This is a genomic window from Pseudomonas sp. NIBRBAC000502773, from assembly GCF_006517195.1.
Classification (GTDB): domain Bacteria; phylum Pseudomonadota; class Gammaproteobacteria; order Pseudomonadales; family Pseudomonadaceae; genus Aquipseudomonas; species Aquipseudomonas marginalis.
Genome location: NZ_CP041189.1, coordinates 3,250,242 through 3,267,949 on the forward strand (window position 1 = coordinate 3,250,242; position 17,708 = coordinate 3,267,949).

General features: G+C 62.9%; 12 protein-coding genes. 10 read left to right on the forward strand and 2 right to left on the reverse strand.

Annotated elements, in window-relative coordinates:
- Nucleotides 1-9 precede the first annotated feature (9 nt).
- Nucleotides 10-1,914 carry a protease modulator HflK gene (hflK, locus tag NIBR502773_RS15130; RefSeq protein ID WP_141156350.1) on the reverse strand — a complete coding sequence of 635 codons (1,905 nt, stop codon included), beginning with the start codon at nt 1,912-1,914 and terminating at the stop codon, nt 10-12.
- 318 nt (nt 1,915-2,232) lie between these two features.
- Between hflK and NIBR502773_RS15135 the strand changes: the two genes are divergently transcribed.
- From NIBR502773_RS15135 to pbpC, 10 genes are all read left to right on the forward strand, one after another.
- Nucleotides 2,233-2,856, forward strand: coding sequence for a CDP-alcohol phosphatidyltransferase family protein (locus NIBR502773_RS15135; RefSeq protein ID WP_141156351.1), 624 nt, complete (start codon nt 2,233-2,235; stop codon nt 2,854-2,856).
- 10 nt (nt 2,857-2,866) lie between these two features.
- Nucleotides 2,867-4,621 carry a bifunctional alpha/beta hydrolase/class I SAM-dependent methyltransferase gene (locus NIBR502773_RS15140; RefSeq protein ID WP_141156352.1) on the forward strand — a complete coding sequence of 585 codons (1,755 nt, stop codon included), beginning with the start codon at nt 2,867-2,869 and terminating at the stop codon, nt 4,619-4,621.
- Between the two features lie 2 nt (nt 4,622-4,623).
- Nucleotides 4,624-5,922, forward strand: a complete 1,299-nt coding sequence (locus NIBR502773_RS15145; protein WP_141156353.1) for a phosphatase PAP2/dual specificity phosphatase family protein — start codon at nt 4,624-4,626, stop codon at nt 5,920-5,922.
- Complete coding sequence (locus NIBR502773_RS15150; RefSeq protein WP_115488329.1) at nt 5,912-6,355, forward strand: hypothetical protein; 444 nt, start codon at nt 5,912-5,914, stop codon at nt 6,353-6,355. The genes NIBR502773_RS15145 and NIBR502773_RS15150 overlap by 11 nt, the downstream gene beginning before the upstream one ends.
- Nucleotides 6,356-6,364: 9 nt before the next feature.
- Nucleotides 6,365-6,985 carry a 1-acyl-sn-glycerol-3-phosphate acyltransferase gene (locus NIBR502773_RS15155; protein WP_027608186.1) on the forward strand — a complete coding sequence of 207 codons (621 nt, stop codon included), beginning with the start codon at nt 6,365-6,367 and terminating at the stop codon, nt 6,983-6,985.
- A 1-nt stretch (nt 6,986) separates the two neighbouring features.
- Nucleotides 6,987-7,919: a phosphatidate cytidylyltransferase gene (locus tag NIBR502773_RS15160; RefSeq protein ID WP_141156354.1), complete on the forward strand. Its 933-nt coding sequence runs from the start codon at nt 6,987-6,989 to the stop codon at nt 7,917-7,919.
- 162 nt (nt 7,920-8,081) lie between these two features.
- Nucleotides 8,082-8,546, forward strand: coding sequence for a helix-turn-helix domain-containing protein (locus NIBR502773_RS15165; RefSeq protein ID WP_027608185.1), 465 nt, complete (start codon nt 8,082-8,084; stop codon nt 8,544-8,546).
- The gene (locus NIBR502773_RS15170; protein ID WP_141156355.1) at nt 8,537-9,124 is read left to right on the forward strand and encodes a mobile mystery protein B; all 588 of its coding nucleotides are present in this window, start codon (nt 8,537-8,539) and stop codon (nt 9,122-9,124) included. Before NIBR502773_RS15165 ends, NIBR502773_RS15170 begins: the two co-directional genes overlap by 10 nt.
- A gap of 93 nt (nt 9,125-9,217) precedes the next feature.
- Complete coding sequence (locus NIBR502773_RS15175) at nt 9,218-15,022, forward strand: alpha-2-macroglobulin (protein ID WP_141156356.1); 5,805 nt, start codon at nt 9,218-9,220, stop codon at nt 15,020-15,022.
- Nucleotides 15,003-17,300: a penicillin-binding protein 1C gene (pbpC, locus tag NIBR502773_RS15180; protein ID WP_141156357.1), complete on the forward strand. Its 2,298-nt coding sequence runs from the start codon at nt 15,003-15,005 to the stop codon at nt 17,298-17,300. The genes NIBR502773_RS15175 and pbpC overlap by 20 nt, the downstream gene beginning before the upstream one ends.
- On the opposite strand, the gene NIBR502773_RS15185 is transcribed toward pbpC, so the two are convergent.
- The gene (locus NIBR502773_RS15185) at nt 17,297-17,674 is read right to left on the reverse strand and encodes a hypothetical protein (protein WP_141156358.1); all 378 of its coding nucleotides are present in this window, start codon (nt 17,672-17,674) and stop codon (nt 17,297-17,299) included. The two genes, pbpC and NIBR502773_RS15185, sit on opposite strands and share 4 nt — an antisense overlap.
- Nucleotides 17,675-17,708: the final 34 nt, after the last annotated feature.

Sequence of the window (17,708 nt, forward strand, 5' to 3'; positions counted from 1 at the left end):
ACAGACTCCTTATTGAACGGCTTTACGCGGCAGCGAAGGGTCGGCCGGCAAAGTAAAAGAACGCAGATCAATCGTCGGTGCACCTTCGGCGCCAAGGCGGTGATCCAGAATAAGCAGCTTGGCGTGGGCCAGGCCCAGGCTGAGTTGGCCCAGGTACTGTTCCAGCACAAAGGCCCGACCGGCCGCGGCGTAGGCCTTTTGTTCGGCGGTAAAGCGCAGGTCGGCCGCTTGGGCGCCGGCATTCACTTCGCGGGCGGTGGCCAAGGCCTGGTCGCGGGCCGTGCTGGCTTGCAGCAAGGCCTGGTTGGTGTGTTCGCTGGCGGCGCCGCGCTCACGGGAGATCAGGGCCTGGGCGCCGATCTGCGCGGCTTGCACGCCGTGGTAGGCATTGGCGGCGCCGGCCGGTGGGTGGATGGCTTCCACGACAGTGGCGAGGATTTCCACACCGCTGTCGAGTGCCTGCAAGTCTGCCTGCACGGCGCGGCCGATTTCGTCGGCCAGGCGCGTGCGTTGTTCGCCGAGCAATTCGTCGAGGGTACGCGAGGCAAAATCGTGCACCAGGATGCGGCTGGCGGTGCTGCGGATCAGGGTCGGCACATCCGCGCTGTTATAGGTGGCGGCGAGCGCGGCCTGGTCGGTGAGGCCGATGCGGTAAACGAAGCGCACATCCATATTGACGATCTGGAAGCTCTGCTTGTCGCCGCTGCTGCTGGCGATCACCTGGGATTTGTCATTCACATGGCTGGCATCCCACAGCCGATTGGCAACCAGCGGTGCCGGGCCTTCGGCAGGCGCCAGCTCCGGAGTAGAGGCTTCGCTGACGCTGGTGGCCAACTCATGCACCACGCCGTTCTCCACGTTGATCACGCGGCCCAGGGGCCAGGGCAAGCCGGTATGCAGGCCCGGGCCGAACACCTCGACGGGCTTGCCAAAGCGCTCATAAATCCCACGGCCTTGCAGGGGCACTTCATGCACGCCGGTCAGCGCCCAGCCGACCGCCAGCACCACCAGCAGCACCGGCAAAAACGCCCGGCGCATGTAGGTAAACGCCCAGATCTGGCGCAGGTCGATGCCGAAACGGTTGTGTAATTCGTGCTGCAACGCCAGCAACGGTTGTGGCGGCCAGCGCAGCAACCCGGCGATGAAACTCTGCGCCATCAGGCGTGGTTCAAGGCGCGGCTGGCGCGGGCTGAACAGCGACAGCAGGCCTCTTAATAGAAACTCCAGCGCTACCAGCGCCGGCAACAGCCCGACCAGCACCGCCAGGCGCAACGGCCAGACCGACTCGGCCCCGGCAAACAGCAGGCAAATGGCACTGACCACCAGGCAGGTAATCGCCACCCGGCTCAACTGCGCCAGTTGCGCGGCTTCCGGCCACTGGGCCGTGGTTTCCTGAGCCAGGCGCCGTTCGAACACCAACAAGCCAAACGCCAGGGCCAAGGCCAACGCAGCCCCCACGCTGGCCGCTTGGCCGACAGGCGCCGAGGGCAGGCCCAGGTTCCAGAATTCGATGATGCTGACCAGCGCCAGCAGCGACCAGCCGCCCAGCCACAAGACCGGGGCGCCGATCTGCCGGCCAAAGCGTTCCACAAGGCGCGCGTAGCGACCCGTTTCTTCAACGGGCAATTCGGCCGCCGGCGCCTCCAGCGCCTGGGCCCGCCAATCGGCCACCCACCACGCCGACTGCAGCCCTGCCACCAGCACCAGCAGGGCCGATGCACAGTTGATCAACACCACCGGCCAGATCGACAACGGCGAAAACAGCGCGACAAACAACGCCAGCACCCAACCGACAACGGCCAGCACCGTCAGGCTGATACCGGCTTGCCGCAATCGGCGGGCATGGAACAGCCCTTGCTGAAAACGCGGCAGGCCTTCCACCGAAGCGCCGTCCGCCTCTAGATCCACTTGCATCCACTCACGCCCGCTTGTACACAATTCGTTACGATATAACACGCGGCGTGAAATTTTTGTTCGTTAAACAGGGTTTTTGAACATGGCAAAAATCTCTTGTGGGAGGGGGCTTGCTCCCGATGGCGATGGGTCAGCCGGCACATGCATCAACCGGTAGACCGCTATCGGGGGCAAGCCCCCTCCCACATTTGTCCCTCAGTGCTTTCCAGATCGTGACTAAACCCCCATAAACACGCGCCATCACTGGTATAGGCCATGAATAATCGGCACACTCCAGGCAGTTTTTCGCGGGCTCTCGGACAAGGAAGCGTCACCCCCATGATTTCGATCTATCAGCTCAAACCGCGGTTTCAGAACCTGCTGCGTCCCCTCGTGCAGCGCCTCTATGACAATGGCACCACGGCCAACCAGATCACCGTGCTGGCCGGGGTCATTTCCCTGCTGGTCGGCCTGTTGATCGCCAGCTTCGCCCAGCACCTGTGGCTGTTTGCGCTGATCCCGCTGTGGATGATCCTGCGTATGGCCCTCAACGCCATCGACGGCATGCTCGCCCGGGAATTCGGCCAGCAGTCGCGCCTGGGCGCCTACCTCAATGAATTGTGCGACGTGATTGCCGACAGTGCGTTGATCCTGCCCTTCGTGCTGATCCCCGGCGTGAGCCTGGTGCCGGTGCTGCTGGTGGCGCTGCTGGCGGTGTTCAGCGAATACGCCGGGGTGCTGGGGCCGATGGTCGGCGCGTCACGGCGCTATGACGGGCCGATGGGCAAGAGTGACCGCGCGTTTGTCCTCGGCGTGCTGGCCACCGGTGTAGCGCTGGGCTGGCTCGGCGCTGGCTGGGTCGACACGGTGATGTGGCTGGTCGCCGCCCTGCTCGCCTACACCCTGGTCAACCGGGTGCGCCAGGGTTTGAAAGAAGAACAACCTATCTCCCCTTCTGCATAAGGATTTTGCAATGCGCGAACAGCAAGAGCACACCTTCAGTACCCATGACGGCGTCGAGCTTTTCTACCGTCATTGGCCGGCCAGCGCGCCGGCGGACGGCGAGCCGCGCAAGGCGATCCTGCTGTTCCATCGCGGCCATGAGCACTCGGGGCGTATCGCGCACCTGGTGGATGAACTGGACTTGCCGCAGTTCGACTTCTTCGCCTGGGACGCACGGGGTCACGGCCAATCGCCCGGCGAACGCGGCGACAGCCCGAGCTTCGCCACCAGCGCCCGCGATGTGCAGACCTTCCGCGACCATATCGACGCCACTTATGGCATCGAGGAGGAAGACTGTGCCGTGATTGCCCAAAGTGTCGGCGCGGTGATCGCAGCCACCTGGGTGCATGACTACGCGCCGAAAATCCGCGCCCTGGTGCTCGCGTCCCCGGCGTTCAAGGTCAAGCTGTACGTGCCCTTTGCCCGGCCGGGCCTGGCACTCATGCGCAGGTTTCGCGGCAACTTCTTCGTCAACAGCTACGTCAAGGCCAAGTTTCTCAGCCATGACCCGGAGCGCGTGGCGTCCTACGACAGCGACCCGTTGATCACCAAGGCCATCTCGGTGAACGTGCTGCTGGGCCTGTACGAAGCCGCCGACCGGATTGTCGCCGATGCCCAGGCGATCCAGGTGCCGACTCAACTGCTGGTCTCGGGCGCCGACTTTGTGGTGCACCGCAAACCCCAGCAGCAATTTTTCGACCGCCTTGGCAGCCTGAAAAAAGAACTGCATATCCTCCCCGGTTTTTTCCACGACACCCTCGGCGAGCGTGACCGCGCGGTGGCCGTGAGCAGCGCCAGGCGCTTTATCCTGCAGAACTTCGCACACCCCCTGGACCGTGCGTCCCTGCTGGACGCCGACAAACTGGGCGCCACCTGCGCCGAATCCGAATCCCTCGCAGCGCCCTTGCCGCGCAATTCCCTGCGCGACCTGTACTGGCGCCTGACCCGCGCCAGCATGGGCCTGGGCAAGAACCTGTCGGACGGCGTCAAGCTGGGCTTCGACACCGGCTTCGACTCCGGCAGCACCCTGGACTACGTGTACCGCAACACGCCCACCGGCAAAGGCGGGCTGGGCCGCATGATCGACACCAACTACCTCAACTCCATCGGCTGGCGTGGTATTCGCCAGCGCAAGCTGAACGTCGAGGAGCTGCTGCGCCTGGCCATGGCCAAGCTGAGGGATGAACAGCGCGAAGTACGCATCGTCGACATCGCCGCCGGCCACGGGCGCTACATTCTTGAAGCCTTGCAGGGCGTGTCGCCGCTGCCGGAATCGATCCTGCTGCGCGACTACAGCGATATCAACGTGCGCGACGGTGGCGCGCTGATTCGTGAGAAAGGCCTGGGAGACATCGCGCAGTTCGTCAAAGGCGATGCGTTTGACCGCTTGGATTTGGCGGCCCTGCAACCCAAGCCGACGCTGGCGGTGGTGTCCGGGCTGTATGAATTGTTTGCCGATAACGCCATGGTCGGCGGTTCGTTGGCCGGCCTGGCCGAAGCCGTGGAGCCCGGCGGTTACCTCGTATACACCGGCCAGCCATGGCACCCGCAACTGGAACTGATCGCCCGCGCACTGACCAGCCATCGCCAGGGCCAGGCCTGGGTGATGCGCCGTCGCAGCCAGGCGGAAATGGACCAGTTGGTAGAAGCCGCGGGCTTTCGCAAGATCACCCAGCGTGTGGATGAGTGGGGCATCTTTACCGTGTCCCTGGCCCAGAAGATCTGACCATGCGTGAACCCGGTCTATTGAAACCAGCGGTCCTGTGGCTGCTGTTGTTAGCGCCGCTGTTTTTCAGCACCTACGGCTTCGCCACGTGGGTTACCAGCCAGCGCAGCGATGTCGGCACCCTGGTGTTCGGCTGGGAAACCCATATGCCGTTCTGGGCCTGGACCATCGTGCCCTATTGGTCCATCGACCTGCTTTACGGGTTCTCCCTGCTGCTGCCCAACAGCCGCCATGAGCTGAAGCAACACGCGCTGCGCCTGCTCAGCGCGCAGGTCATCGCCGTAAGTTGCTTCCTGGTCTGGCCGCTGCGCTTCACCTTCGAGCGGCCGGAACTGGATGGCGTGTTCGGCTGGCTGTTTGCCGTATTGGCGGGGTTCGACAAACCGTTCAACCAGGCGCCCTCACTGCATATCGCGCTGCTGGTGATCCTTTGGGTCATGTATCAGCGCCACACCCAAGGGTTATGGCGCTGGCTGGTGCACGGCTGGTTCGCTTTGATCGGTATTTCGGTGCTGACCACTTATCAACATCACTTTATCGACTTACCCACAGGCGCCCTCGCCGGCTGGCTATGCGTGTGGCTGTGGCCGGTGGAACACCCAAGCCCCTTGCTGAATGCGCGAATGACCCGGGATACGAAGCGCTGGCGCGTGGGCCTGCGCTACGGCGTGGGAGCCTTGGCACTGGCGATTCTGGCGTTTTCCCTGGGCGGCGGCTGGTTATGGCTGCTCTGGCCGGCGGTGTCCCTGGGCCTGATCAAGGCGAATTACCTGGTGCTCGGCGCTGCGGGCTTTCAAAAACGCAGCGATGGCCGGCTTACACCTGCTGCGCGTTGGCTGTACGCACCCTACCTGGCCGCGGCGTGGATAAATTCGCGCCTGTGGACACGCAAACATCCACAGCCGGACCTGATTGTGGATAACGTCTGGCTGGGGCGGATTCCCAGTGCGAAAGAGCAGGGTCCATTCAGCGCCATCGTCGACCTCTGTGCCGAATTGCCGATTAATCCACAGGGCCGTGCGTATCAAAGCATCCCGGTGCTGGACCTGATCGCCCCGACACCCGCCGACTGCCAGCAAGCCGCCGAGGCCATCGAGCGCCTGCGTGCAAGCGGCCCGGTGCTGGTGTGCTGCGCCCTTGGCTACTCACGCAGCGCCACCGCCATCGCCGCCTGGCTGCTGCACAGTGGGCGCGCTGCCACGGTGGACCAAGCGCTGGCTATTATTCGTACAGCGCGGGCCCATGTGGTCCTGCATCCTGCTCATCGTCAAGCGTTGGAGGGTTTGCCCCATGCCCGCTGATATGGAACTCCAGGTGGTCGCCAGCCTGCTGCGCCGTGGCCGTTCGCTGGATCAGTTATCCACAGGCCTGACCGTGGCCGGGGTGTTATTCGGCCTGGCCCAGTTGCTGATGGCGAGTGTTTCAACCATCTGCCTGCTGCTCAGCCTGTGGATGATTATCCTCGGGCTGCTGCAAAAGTACTGGGCGCTGCGGGTGGCCTTTGACGCCGACCTGTTCGCCCTGCTGGCCCGCGACATCGAGCGCACGGCGGACCTCGATCAAGCCCTGCAAACCCTTGGCCTGCAATCGCCCAAGCGGGCCGGCCGGCCCTGGGCCGAGCGCCGTCGCGGCGCCCTCAAATTGCTGCGCAAACAAGCCTGGCTGCTGGGCGCGCAAGCGCTGCTGACCCTCGCCGTGATCCTCGCCAGCCCCTGGCTGCCTTTCGCCGCATAAGGAACCCCCATGTTCGAACCCGTGGTCGCCACGCTGATTACCTCCATGGCCCGCACCGTCACCGGCGCCCGCAGCCTGTGGCTGGGTTGCGCGCCAGTGCCGGTGCAACGTATCTATTTCGCCAACCACAGCAGCCACGGCGACTTCGTGCTGCTGTGGGCCTCACTGCCACAGAACCTGCGCAAATTCACGCGCCCGGTGGCCGGCAGCGATTACTGGAATAAAAGCGCCCTGCGACGCTACATCATCAACCGCGTGTTCAATGGCGTGCTGATCGACCGCGAGCGCAAGGACCCTGTGGATAACCCCCTGCAGCCCATGCTCGCCGCGCTGGAAGGCGGCGACTCGCTGATCATCTTTCCCGAGGGCACGCGCAACCTGGAGGACGGCTTGCTGCCGTTCAAAAGCGGCATCTACCATCTGGCCAAAAGTTACCCACAGGCCGAATTGATTCCGGTGTGGATCGCCAACCTGAACCGGGTCATGCCCAAGGGCCGCGTGTTGCCGCTGCCTTTGCTGTGCACCACCAGCTTCGGCGCCCCCTTGCAATTGGAAGAAGGCGAAGACAAAGCCGCGTTCCTTGCCCGAACCCGCGACGCCCTGCTCGCCCTCGCCCCGGAGCACTCCTGAGATGGATAGCCAAACCCTGATGTTATTTGGCGGCATCGGCGCGATCCTGGTGCTCGCTTCGCTGATCGGCCTGATCCTCAAACTGCGCACCCGTGGCACGCCCAATGCGGTGATCGACAACCTCAACGCCCGCATCAACGCCTGGTGGGTGATGGTGGTGGTCATCGGTATCGCCTTCTGGCTTGGTACCGGTGCGGTGATCCTGCTGTTCTATGCAGTGTCGTTCTACGCCCTGCGCGAATTCCTGACCCTCACGCCCACCCGGCGCAGCGACTACCCGGCCCTGGTGGCCGCGTTCTACCTGGCGTTGCCGTTGCAATACCTGCTGATCTACTCGGACTGGTACGGGCTGTTCTCGATCTTTATCCCGGTGTATGTGTTCCTGCTGCTGCCGATCCTCGCCTCCCTCGGCGGCGACAGCACGCACTTCCTGGAACGCGCCTCCAAAGTGCAATGGGGGCTGATGATCGCAGTGTTCTGCGTGTCGTTCGTGCCCGCCCTGCTGACCCTCGACATCCCCGGCTACGAAGGCAGCAACCTGCTGCTGATCGCGTACCTGGTGATCGTGGTGCAACTCTCGGACGTGCTGCAGTACGTGTGCGGCAAGCTGTTCGGCAAACACAAGATCGCGCCCAACCTGTCGCCGTCGAAAACCGTGGAAGGCTTTGTCGGCGGGATTTTGCTGTCATCCCTGATCGGTGCGGCGCTGTGGTGGACCACGCCGTTCAACCCGTGGCAGTCGTTCCTGATCGCACTGCTGATCAACCTGCTCGGCTTCGCCGGCGGCATCGTGATGTCGGCGATCAAGCGCGACCGGGGGGTGAAGGACTGGGGGCATATGATCGAAGGGCACGGCGGGATGCTGGATCGGCTGGATTCGGTGTGTTTTGCGGCGCCGATTTTCTTCCACCTCGTGCGCTACTGGTGGACCTGAACTTCTTGAAAGCTAACAAATTGAATTGCTTTGTAAGCCTATGGGCAAACAGAATCCTGTATTTTGTTAGCTTATAGGCTTATTTTTTGTGCTTACTGTACGCCTATAGGCTAATATTTATTTCAATATTGATAGCCTATAGGCTTACAAAGGTCTTTCACCATGGGTACTTCCAACCTCTACAAGCTGCGCCTTTCTCAAGTAGAACGCGCTATTGAACCCTTTAACACCGTTAAAGGCGCACCCGTTCCGCCAGGCGGATGGTTGCGTTCTATCAGAGAATCGTTGGGTCGCTCATTAAGAGCCCAGGCCGAAATGGCGGGCGTGTCTTCAGTGACCTTGACCAAGTCTGAGCGCTCCGAAGCAGAGGATCGCATTTCGCTTGCCCAGCTAAGAAAGCTCGCGGCAGCACTGGACTGTGAACTCGTGTACGGCCTGGTCCCCAAAAAGCCCCTGCATGAAGTCATCCAAGACCGCGCCGAACTCATGGCCAAGCAAGAAATCCTAGGCGTCGCTCATTCCATGAGCCTCGAAGATCAACGTCCTTCTGATGCCTTCATCGAACGTCAGATTGATGAACGTCGCAAAGAATTGCTCGACGGTCCATGGACACGCCTATGGCAATAGAACTGGAACTTAAACTAGGTCAAACCCCGCTCGATCCGGACGAAGTCGCTGGGCTGAAACCGAGACACATCGCCATCCAAGGCGAATTGGATGAATGGGAGGCGCAAAACATCCTCAAAGCCTCGCGTTGGGTAGCTCGGCAAAAAAAGCTGGATGTGCTGAATGTTCATTTCTGCCGCGAACTCCACGTGAAAATGTTCGACGATACTTGGAAGTGGGCCGGCACTTTCCGCAAATCCGATAAAAACATTGGCTGTGACTGGACGCAGATTGCCGTCAACTTGCGTCAATTGCTCGACAACGTGGCTTATTGGCTGGAGCACAACGTATTCCCGCCAGAAGAGATTGCCGTGCGCTTTCATCATCGACTTGTGTGGCTACACGCTTTCCCCAATGGCAACGGTAGACATGCTCGCCTCATGACCGATTGCCTGCTGAGGCAATGTGGTCTTGCTCCCTTCTCCTGGGGGCACGGTAACCTGGTGATCGTGAACGAAGTTCGCCAACGCTACATCCAGGCGCTTCGCGCTGCCGACGCCAATGATTACGCGCTGCTGTTGGCATTCGTGCGCAGCTGACTCGGTAAACATCCCCGCCGTGCGGCGTATCGGCGTCATCTTTTGTATCAAAGACCCTGTAAGATACGCCGCACTTAGCCAGGGATGCTCACCATGTTCGATTCGCTCAAAGCCATCAGCCGTCGTGTTGTCGGTGTGTTTCTGACTGTGGTGGGGGCCGTTTTCGGCCAATGGCATCCGCCGCTATGGCTACGCGCCATCGGCCGTGGCCTGGCGAACCTGGGTAACAAAGCCCGCGCGTATCCACGCCAGGCCGGTGCCGGCGTATTGGGCCTGGTGCTGCTGGCGGCCGCTGGCTTCTATGGCTGGCACTGGTACTCCAACCTGCCGCAACCCCACACCGTGGGCTATTCGCTGCACAAACCCAACCTGACTGACTACACCCAGCAACCGCCGGTTGTGGATAACTTGCAAGTGCGTTTTGCCGAATCGGTGGCCCCGCTGGCCGCCATTGGCAAGCCGGTCACCGAAGGCATCACCCTCAAACCCAATGTGGCCGGGAGCTGGCGTTGGTCCGATGACCGCACGCTGCTGTTCGTACCGGAGAAAGACTGGCCCATCGAAGCGGGTTACACCCTTGATCTGGCCAGGAAAGGTTTGCTGGCCGATGGCGTACTGCTCAGCCAGTACAGCAGCCAGTTCTCCACCCAGCCGTTCCGCGCCACCCTGGCATACAACGAGTTGTATCAAGACCCGTCGAACCCGACGCTGAAACAACTGGTGGCGACCTTCCATTTTTCCCACCCGGTCGATGAAGACAGCCTGCGCAAGCGCGTTTCGGTCACCCTCGGCAAAGGCCTGGCCTACCGCGACGCCCAGTTGCCCAACCGCCCGGACATCAGCTTCGACGAGACCAGGCTGAACGCCTACGTGCGCTCCGCCGCCCTGGCCACACCGCTGGAAAGCACGCCGGTCAGCGCCAAGTTGGATGAAGGCATCAAGGCCCGCGACGGCGGCAACGCCAGCACCGCGCCGCTGGTGGCGGAAGTCACCGTGCCCGGCCGCTATCGCCTGACCTTTACCGGCGCCGAAGTGAGCTTTGTGGATAACGAACGCGGCGAGCCTGAGCCGGTGCTGATGTTCAGCAGCTCCAGTGCCGTGGCTGATGAGACCATTGCCGGTAAGGTCCAGGCTTGGCTGTTGCCGGAAAAGGCCCAGGACGACACCCGTCCCTATAACAGCAACGACATCGACGACGCCCTGCTGGCCCGCAGTACCAAGGTCACACTGACCCACGTGCCCAGCGTCGAACCGCTGAACACCCTGCATGCCTTCAAGTTCAAGGCCCCGGCCGGCCGTGCGCTGTATGTGCGCGTGCCCGCCAACCTGGAAGCCATCGGCGGCTACCTGGCGAAAAACCCGACAGCCTCGCTGATCAGCATGCCGGCTTATCCGCGCACCTTGCAGTTCCTGTCCGACGGCGCGTTGCTCAGCCTCAATGGCGAAAAACGCCTGGGTTTCATGGCCCGTGGTGTACCTGGCGCCCATGTGGAAATCGCGCGCTTGCTGCCCAACCAATTGCAGCACCTGGTGGACCAGAGCAGCGGCAGCTTTGCCCGGCCCAATTTCGGCAACGAGTATTTCGACCGCATGGTTGAACGCCAGTCCCTGGATATTGCGCTGTCGTCCTCGGACCCGGCGAAAACCGTGTATGACAACGTCGATCTGAGCCACTACCTCACCGCCAACGGTGGCCGTCGCGGCATTTTCGTGCTCAAGCTCAGCCCTCAGGATGAGCCGGCCGAACGCACCTTCGACTATTCGCGCAGCACCACCTCTGACCTGCGCTTTATCGTGGTCACCGACCTCGGCATCATCGCCAAGCGCTCCAGCGATGGCAGCCATGACGTGTATGTGCAATCCATCGGCAACGGTGCGCCGGTGTCCGACGCCCAGGTCGACATCATCGGCCGCAACGGTCTGCCGGTAAGCAGCGGCCACACCGACGGCGAAGGCCACGTGCATTTCGCCAAGCTGGATGAACTGCGCCGTGAGAAAACACCGCTGATGTATGTGGTCACCCGCGGCAATGACCAGTCGTTCCTGCCGATCGCCCGTCAATCCCAGCAACTGGATTTGTCGCGCTTTGACGTAGGCGGTTTAGAAGAAGACGGCGCGATTGATCGCCTCAGTGCCTACCTGTTCACCGATCGTGGCCTCTACCGCCCTGGCGAAACCGCGCACTTGGGCATGATCGTGCGCAGCGGCAACTGGAAAGGTGCCCTGCAAGGCCTGCCCGTGGAGCTGCAGATCACCGACCCGCGCGGCCTGGAAGTGATTCGCCAGCCGCTGAAGCTGTCTGCCAGCGGTTTTGAAACCTTTGATTTCCCCAGCAGCGAAGTCGCCCCCGCCGGTGACTACACCGCGACCTTGCAGTTGATTGGCCAGAAACAGACCCGCACCGACCTCGGCAGTGTCAGCTTCAAGGTCCGCGATTTCGAACCGGACCGCATGAAAGTCAGCCTGAGCCTGCACGACACCCCGGTACAGGGCTGGATTCCACCGGACCAGGTGGTTGCCAAGGTCACCGCGATGCACCTGTTCGGCGCCCCGGCGGCCGGCCGTCGCGTCACCGCGAAGATGTCCCTGAGCCCGACGCTCGCGGCATTCGAGCGTTACCCCGACTACCGCTTCCGCCTCAACGACTCCCTGGAAGAGGCCAGCACCGAAGACCTGGCCGAAACCACCGTCGACGACAACGGCCAGGCCGTACTCGACCTCAACCTGCAACGCTTCGCCAACAGCACCTATCGCCTGCAGGTGATGACCCAAGTGTTCGAGGCCGAAGGGGGTCGTAACGTGGCGGCGCAAAGTGCCTTGCTGGTGTCGTCCGCGCCCTACCTTGTGGGTGTGAAAAGTCAGGACTCGCTGTCGTACGTCGCCAAGGACGCCCCGCGCCAGGTGCAATGGCTGGCCGTCGCGCCAGACCTCACCCCGTTGGCGGTGGATGGCCTGACCAGCGAAGTGGTCGAGCACCGCTACGTGTCGGTACTGGTGAAACAGTCCAACGGCACCTACAAGTACGAGTCGCGTATCAAGAACATCAGCCAGCCGGCCTCGCCGCTGGTGATGACCAAGGACGGCGCCAGACAGACCCTGAACACCGCCACCCCAGGGGATTTCACCCTGCAAGTGAAGGACGCCAACGGCAACCTGCTCAACCAGATCGACTACAGCGTGGCCGGACGCGGGAATACCTCACGCTCCCTGGAACGCAACGCCGAGCTGCAACTGCGCCTGGATAAACGCAGCTACGCCACCGGCGATGAGATCGCGATCAGCATCCGCGCGCCTTACACCGGTGCGGGCCTGATCACCATCGAGCGGGACAAGGTCTACACCCAGCAGTGGTTCAAGGCCGACAGTACCAACAGCGTGCAACATATCCGCGTGCCTGCGGGGCTTGAGGGCAATGCCTACGTCAACGTGCAGTTTGTGCGCGACATCGGCTCGTCCGAGGTCTACATGAGCCCGCTGTCCTACGGGGTGGTGCCGTTCAGCATCAACCTGGATGCGCGGCGCATGGCGTTGAAGGTCGAGGGCCCGACGAAAATCGAGCCGGGGCAGACGCTGGACATCAAGGTCAACGCCGACCGCCCGGGCCGCGCGGTGGTGTATGCAGTGGACGAAGGCATCCTGCAGGTAGCCCGCTACCAGACGCCCGACCCGCTGGGTTTCTTCTTCCAGAAGCGTGCGCTGGAAGTCGGCACCAGTCAGATCCTTGACCTGATCCTGCCGGAATTCAGCCGCCTGCTCAGTGGGGCGGCGCCCGGTGGCGATACGGAAGGCGCCCTGGCCAATCACCTCAACCCGTTCAAGCGTAAACATCAGCCGCCAGTGGCCTGGTGGTCCGGGCTGGTGGACTTGCCCGCCGGTGAAACTGTGCTGCATTACCAAGTGCCGGACAGCTTCAACGGCAAGCTGCACCTGTTCGCGGTGGCTGTGGACGCCGACAGCGTGGGCGTCAGCGAGGCCAATACCGAGGTCCGTGGCCCGATCGTCATCACGCCGAACGTGCCGGCTTTCGTGGCGCCGGGTGATGTGTTCAACGTCAGCGCCGGGGTATTCAGCAACCTTGAGGCGGCAGCGGACGTGAAGTTTGAAGTGCAGACCAGCGACGGCCTGGTGGTGCAGGGCGACAAAGCCAGCACCTTGTCCCTGCAACCGCGCAAGGAGGGCACCGCCGAGTTCAAGATCAGGGTCGGCGAAACCCTCGGTTCGGCGGATTTGCGCTTTGTCGCCGTGTTGCCGGATGGCAAGCGGATCCAGGTGGCGGAAACCACCTCGATCCGTCCCCTGAGCGAGCATCGCGTGGCCCTGAGCCTGGGCCGTTTCGACAGCGCCAGCAAAGAGCTCAAGCCCACCCGTGAACTGTTCAGCCAGTTGCGTGACGTGCAACTGGGTGTGGCTGCCTCGCCGCTGGTATGGGCCAACGGCCTCAAGCATTACCTGGATGACTACGGTTATGCCTGCACCGAGCAATTGGTGTCCAAGGCCATGCCGGCGTTGATCTGGGGCGGTACCGCACCCGAGGCAGAACAGGCCTTCAGCAGCGCGGTGCGTATGTTGCGCCAGCGCCAGAACCAGGCCGGCGGCTTTGGTTTGTGGGCCGCCAACCCGGATGTGGCGCCCTACGCCAGCCTGTACGCCACCGATTTCCTGATCGAAGCCAAGGAGCGCGGGCTGCCGGTGCCGGAAGACCTGCTGCTGCGCGCCAACAGCTATCTGACGGACCTGGCCAACGGCCCGAGCGAAGGCCTGTCGGAATTGCGCAACCGCGCCTACGCCAGTTACCTGCTGAGTCGTCAGGGGATTCTGGTGAGCGGCGCCTTGAGCGATATCCGCGAACGCTACGAAAGCTACTTCAAGGACAGCTGGCAGAACGACCTGGGCGCCGCCTACCTGGCGGCCAGCTACAAACTGCTCAAGCAGGATCGCCAGGCCGACACCGTGTTCCGCAAGATCCCTTGGCGTTCGCTTGTGGATAAGTGGGACAGCGACGGCCTGTATTACGACCCGCTGGTCCACGATGCCGAGCACCTGCATCTGCTCGCTCGCCATTTCCCCGAGTTGCTGGACGATGTTCCTACCGCCCTGCTGGATAAACTCGGCAAGCGCCTCAACGAACAGCGCTACAACTCGCTGTCGGCGGCGCTGTTACTGCGTGCCTTGGATAACTACGGCCAGCGCGCGCAAAGCGATATGACCCTCAAGGCCACTGCCTGGTTGGGCGACAAGCAGCAACAACTGCTGGAAATGGCCGGCCAGCCACCGCGCGCGGCGGTACCGGGCGCCACGCAAAAACTGCTGATGGAAAAATCCGACGGCCCGGCGGCGTTCTACATGCTCAGCGAAGCCGGTTTCGACAAGGGTGCCAAGCTCAAGCCGATCAACAACGGGCTGGAGATCATCCACGAATACGTCGACCTCAAAGGCGACCCGGTGAGCACAGTGGCGGTGGGCGATGAGTTCCTGGTGCGCTTGCGCCTGCGTGCCACCGACCGTGACCAGGTGCAGCAAGTGGCGGTGGTCGACCTGCTGCCCGGTGGCGTCGAGCCTGTGTATAACTTGCCGCCGGAGCCGGAAGCCGCCAGCAGCGAGGACAGTGAAGGCGAAGCGTCCGAATACGTAGAAGAAAGCGAACAAGAAGCCGATGCCTGGCAAGCGCCCATCGGCGAAACCGAGCTGAGCAACTGGCAGCCGGACTACGTGGATGTGCGTGATGATCGGGTGGTGTTGTACGGCACGGCACTGCGTGACGTAGGCACCTTCGTCTATCGCGTGCGCGCCACCAACGCCGGCACGTTCAATACGCCACCGGCCTACGCCGAAGGCATGTACGAACCCACCCTGCAAGGGCGCGGCAAAGTAGGCCAGCTTGAAATTACCAAGCCTTAAACGCCTGGCGCCGCTGCTGGCAGCGGCGCTGGTGCTGGCGGGGCTGCGGCTGTGGCCCCACGCTCCGCTGGAACAGGCTGTGACGTCGTCACGGGTGGTGCTGGCCGATGACGGTTCGCTGCTGCGCATGACCCTGGCGGATGACGGCCAATACCGCTTATGGCTGCCGCTGGAGCGCATCTCGCCGTCACTGGTGGAGGCCTTGCTGCTCAAGGAAGACCGCAATTTCCATTGGCACCCGGGGATCAATCCCCCGGCGTTGCTGCGCGCGGCCCTGGCCACCTACAGCGGCGGCCAACGCCAGGGCGGCTCGACCTTGAGCATGCAACTGGCGCGACGCCTGTGGGATCTCAACACCCGCCAGGTACCCGGCAAATTGCAGCAGATGGCGTTGGCCTTGTGGCTGGAAGCGCGCTACAGCAAGCACGACATCCTCGAGGCGTACCTGAACCTGGCGCCCATGGGCGGCAATATCGAAGGCGCCGAAGCGGCCAGTCGCATCTACTTCGGCAAGGCGGCGGCGCAGTTGTCGTTGTCCGAAGCCTTGGCGCTGGCGGTGATTCCCCAGCAGCCGGGGCGGCGCGCGCGCTTTGGGCCGTCACTGCAAAACGCGCGACTGCGCTTGATGAATGACTGGCGCGAAACATATCCACAAGACCCGCGTAACGCCAGTTTGCTCGAGCTGCCCCTGGAAGCCCGCAATCGCCAGCAGATCCCATTCCTGGCGCCGCATCTGAGCGAGCAGCTGTTGGCCTCCCAGCCCGGTAACGAACTCAACAGCACCCTCAACCTGCCCTTGCAGCAACTGCTCGAACGCCTGATCAGCGGCTTTATCGCCGAGCGGCGCAGCACCGGTGTGGAAAATGCCACGGCCATCCTGATCGACAGCCGCGACCAGAGCGTCAAGGCGCTGGTGGGCTCGGCGGATTACTTATCCACAGGCATCCACGGCCAGGTCAACGGCGTGTTGTCACGCCGTTCGCCGGGGTCGACCCTCAAGCCGTTTCTCTACGGGCTGGCGCTGGATCAAGGGGTGATCCACCCCATGAGTATCCTCAAGGATTTGCCCAGTAACTTCGGCTACTTCCAGCCGGAAAATTTCGACGGCAGTTTTGTCGGGCCTCTGACCGCACGGGATGCATTGATCCGTAGCCGGAATATCCCGGCGGTGTGGCTGGCCAGCCAGGTGAAGTCGCCGTCGTTGTATGGGTTGCTGCAACGCGCCGGGGTCAAGGGCCTGCGCGGTGAAAGCCATTACGGCCTGGCCCTGGCCCTCGGTGGCGGTGAGATGACCCCCGAGGAACTGGCGCGGCTGTATCTGATGCTGGCGGGCGACGGCCATCTGCGGCCGTTGCGCTATCTGCAGGAGCAGCCCCAGGCTACCGGCCCGCAGCTCCTCACCCCGCAGGCGGCCTTTATGGTGCGTGACATGCTGCGCCGTAACCCACGCCCCGATGGCCTGCCCGCGCGGCACTGGCGCACCGCCTGGAAAACCGGCACGTCCTGGGGGTTCCATGATGCGTGGAGCGCGGGCCTGGTCGGCCCTTACGTGCTGGTGGTGTGGGTGGGCAACTTCGATGGTCGCCCCAACCCGGCGTTTATCGGTGCCAAGACCGCCGCGCCGCTGTTCTTCCGTATCGCCGACGCCCTGCCCCTGGCCTTGCCCAACGTCGTGATCAAGGCCGACAAACCACCCGCCGGCCTGGTGCGCATCGACGTCTGCGCCGCCTCGGGCGAATTGCCCAACCGCTGGTGCCCGCAAACCCGCAAGACCTGGTACATCCCCGGCGTGTCACCGATTCGCGTGTCCAACCTGCACCGCCCGGTACTGATCGACACCCGTACCGGCAAAGCCGCGTGCCCACCGTTCGAGGCGCAATACACCCGCGAGGAAGTCTTCGAATTCTGGCCCAGCGACATCCAACGCCTGTACCGCGCCGCCGGTCTGCCCCGCCGCACGCCACCCAACGTGATGAAAAACTGCCAGCCCAACCGCATCAGCGACCAGAGCGAAGCCCCGCAGATTCGCTCGCCGCTGACTCAAGTGAGCTATCAGTTGCGCCTGTCCCAACCCCAGGAAAGCATCCCGCTGAACGCGAATGCGGCCAGCGATGCGGCGACGCTGTACTGGTTTGCTGATCAAACCTTGATCGGCCAAGGCCCGCCGCAAGCCACATTGAACTGGCGGCCGGGCAAGTCGGGGGAGTATCGGCTGCGGGTCAGTGATGATCAGGGGCGCAGTGCGAGTCGGGGGTTGAGGGTGGAGTTTGTGCCTTAGGAGTGGCCATCACACTCTGCAAGCTCCACGTAGTTCGACTCCCCGCCTCCCGTCGCCCCCGACAACCAACCCCACACGAAACTCAGCGTGGTACGCCCGGCAGCATCGACACCGATGATACCCCGCGACCAGCCGGCCAGCAGCCCACCTTCCAGTGTCAGGCACTGATACAGCAGCTCGATAGAGTCTGGGCCTGTGACGCGGCCGACCTGCGTACCCAGGCGAATTCGGCCGCCTTGGTAGGTGCCGGAAATGGCATCGCCCTCGACAAGGTAATGAAACACCGTGCCCGCGCCGGAGAGCCCGTGGGTGTTATTGGCGACGGTGAATCGGCGGTTGTGCAAACGCTCGTGGATTTTCGAGGGGGTGTTCATCGAAGGCGCGTCCTTTCGGGTACCTGGAGACCCG

Excerpts from the sequence above, each read along its gene's own strand:
- NIBR502773_RS15165 (WP_027608185.1), top strand. The coding sequence starts at position 8,082 with ATGGGTACTTCCAACCTCTACAAGCTGCGCCTTTCTCAAGTAGAACGC.
- NIBR502773_RS15160 (WP_141156354.1), top strand. The coding sequence starts at position 6,987 with ATGGATAGCCAAACCCTGATGTTATTTGGCGGCATCGGCGCGATCCTG.
- hflK (WP_141156350.1), bottom strand. The coding sequence starts at position 1,914 with ATGCAAGTGGATCTAGAGGCGGACGGCGCTTCGGTGGAAGGCCTGCCG.
- NIBR502773_RS15145 (WP_141156353.1), top strand. The coding sequence starts at position 4,624 with ATGCGTGAACCCGGTCTATTGAAACCAGCGGTCCTGTGGCTGCTGTTG.
- NIBR502773_RS15155 (WP_027608186.1), top strand. The coding sequence starts at position 6,365 with ATGTTCGAACCCGTGGTCGCCACGCTGATTACCTCCATGGCCCGCACC.
- NIBR502773_RS15150 (WP_115488329.1), top strand. The coding sequence starts at position 5,912 with ATGCCCGCTGATATGGAACTCCAGGTGGTCGCCAGCCTGCTGCGCCGT.
- NIBR502773_RS15135 (WP_141156351.1), top strand. The coding sequence starts at position 2,233 with ATGATTTCGATCTATCAGCTCAAACCGCGGTTTCAGAACCTGCTGCGT.
- NIBR502773_RS15140 (WP_141156352.1), top strand. The coding sequence starts at position 2,867 with ATGCGCGAACAGCAAGAGCACACCTTCAGTACCCATGACGGCGTCGAG.
- NIBR502773_RS15170 (WP_141156355.1), top strand. The coding sequence starts at position 8,537 with ATGGCAATAGAACTGGAACTTAAACTAGGTCAAACCCCGCTCGATCCG.
- NIBR502773_RS15175 (WP_141156356.1), top strand. The coding sequence starts at position 9,218 with ATGTTCGATTCGCTCAAAGCCATCAGCCGTCGTGTTGTCGGTGTGTTT.
- NIBR502773_RS15185 (WP_141156358.1), bottom strand. The coding sequence starts at position 17,674 with ATGAACACCCCCTCGAAAATCCACGAGCGTTTGCACAACCGCCGATTC.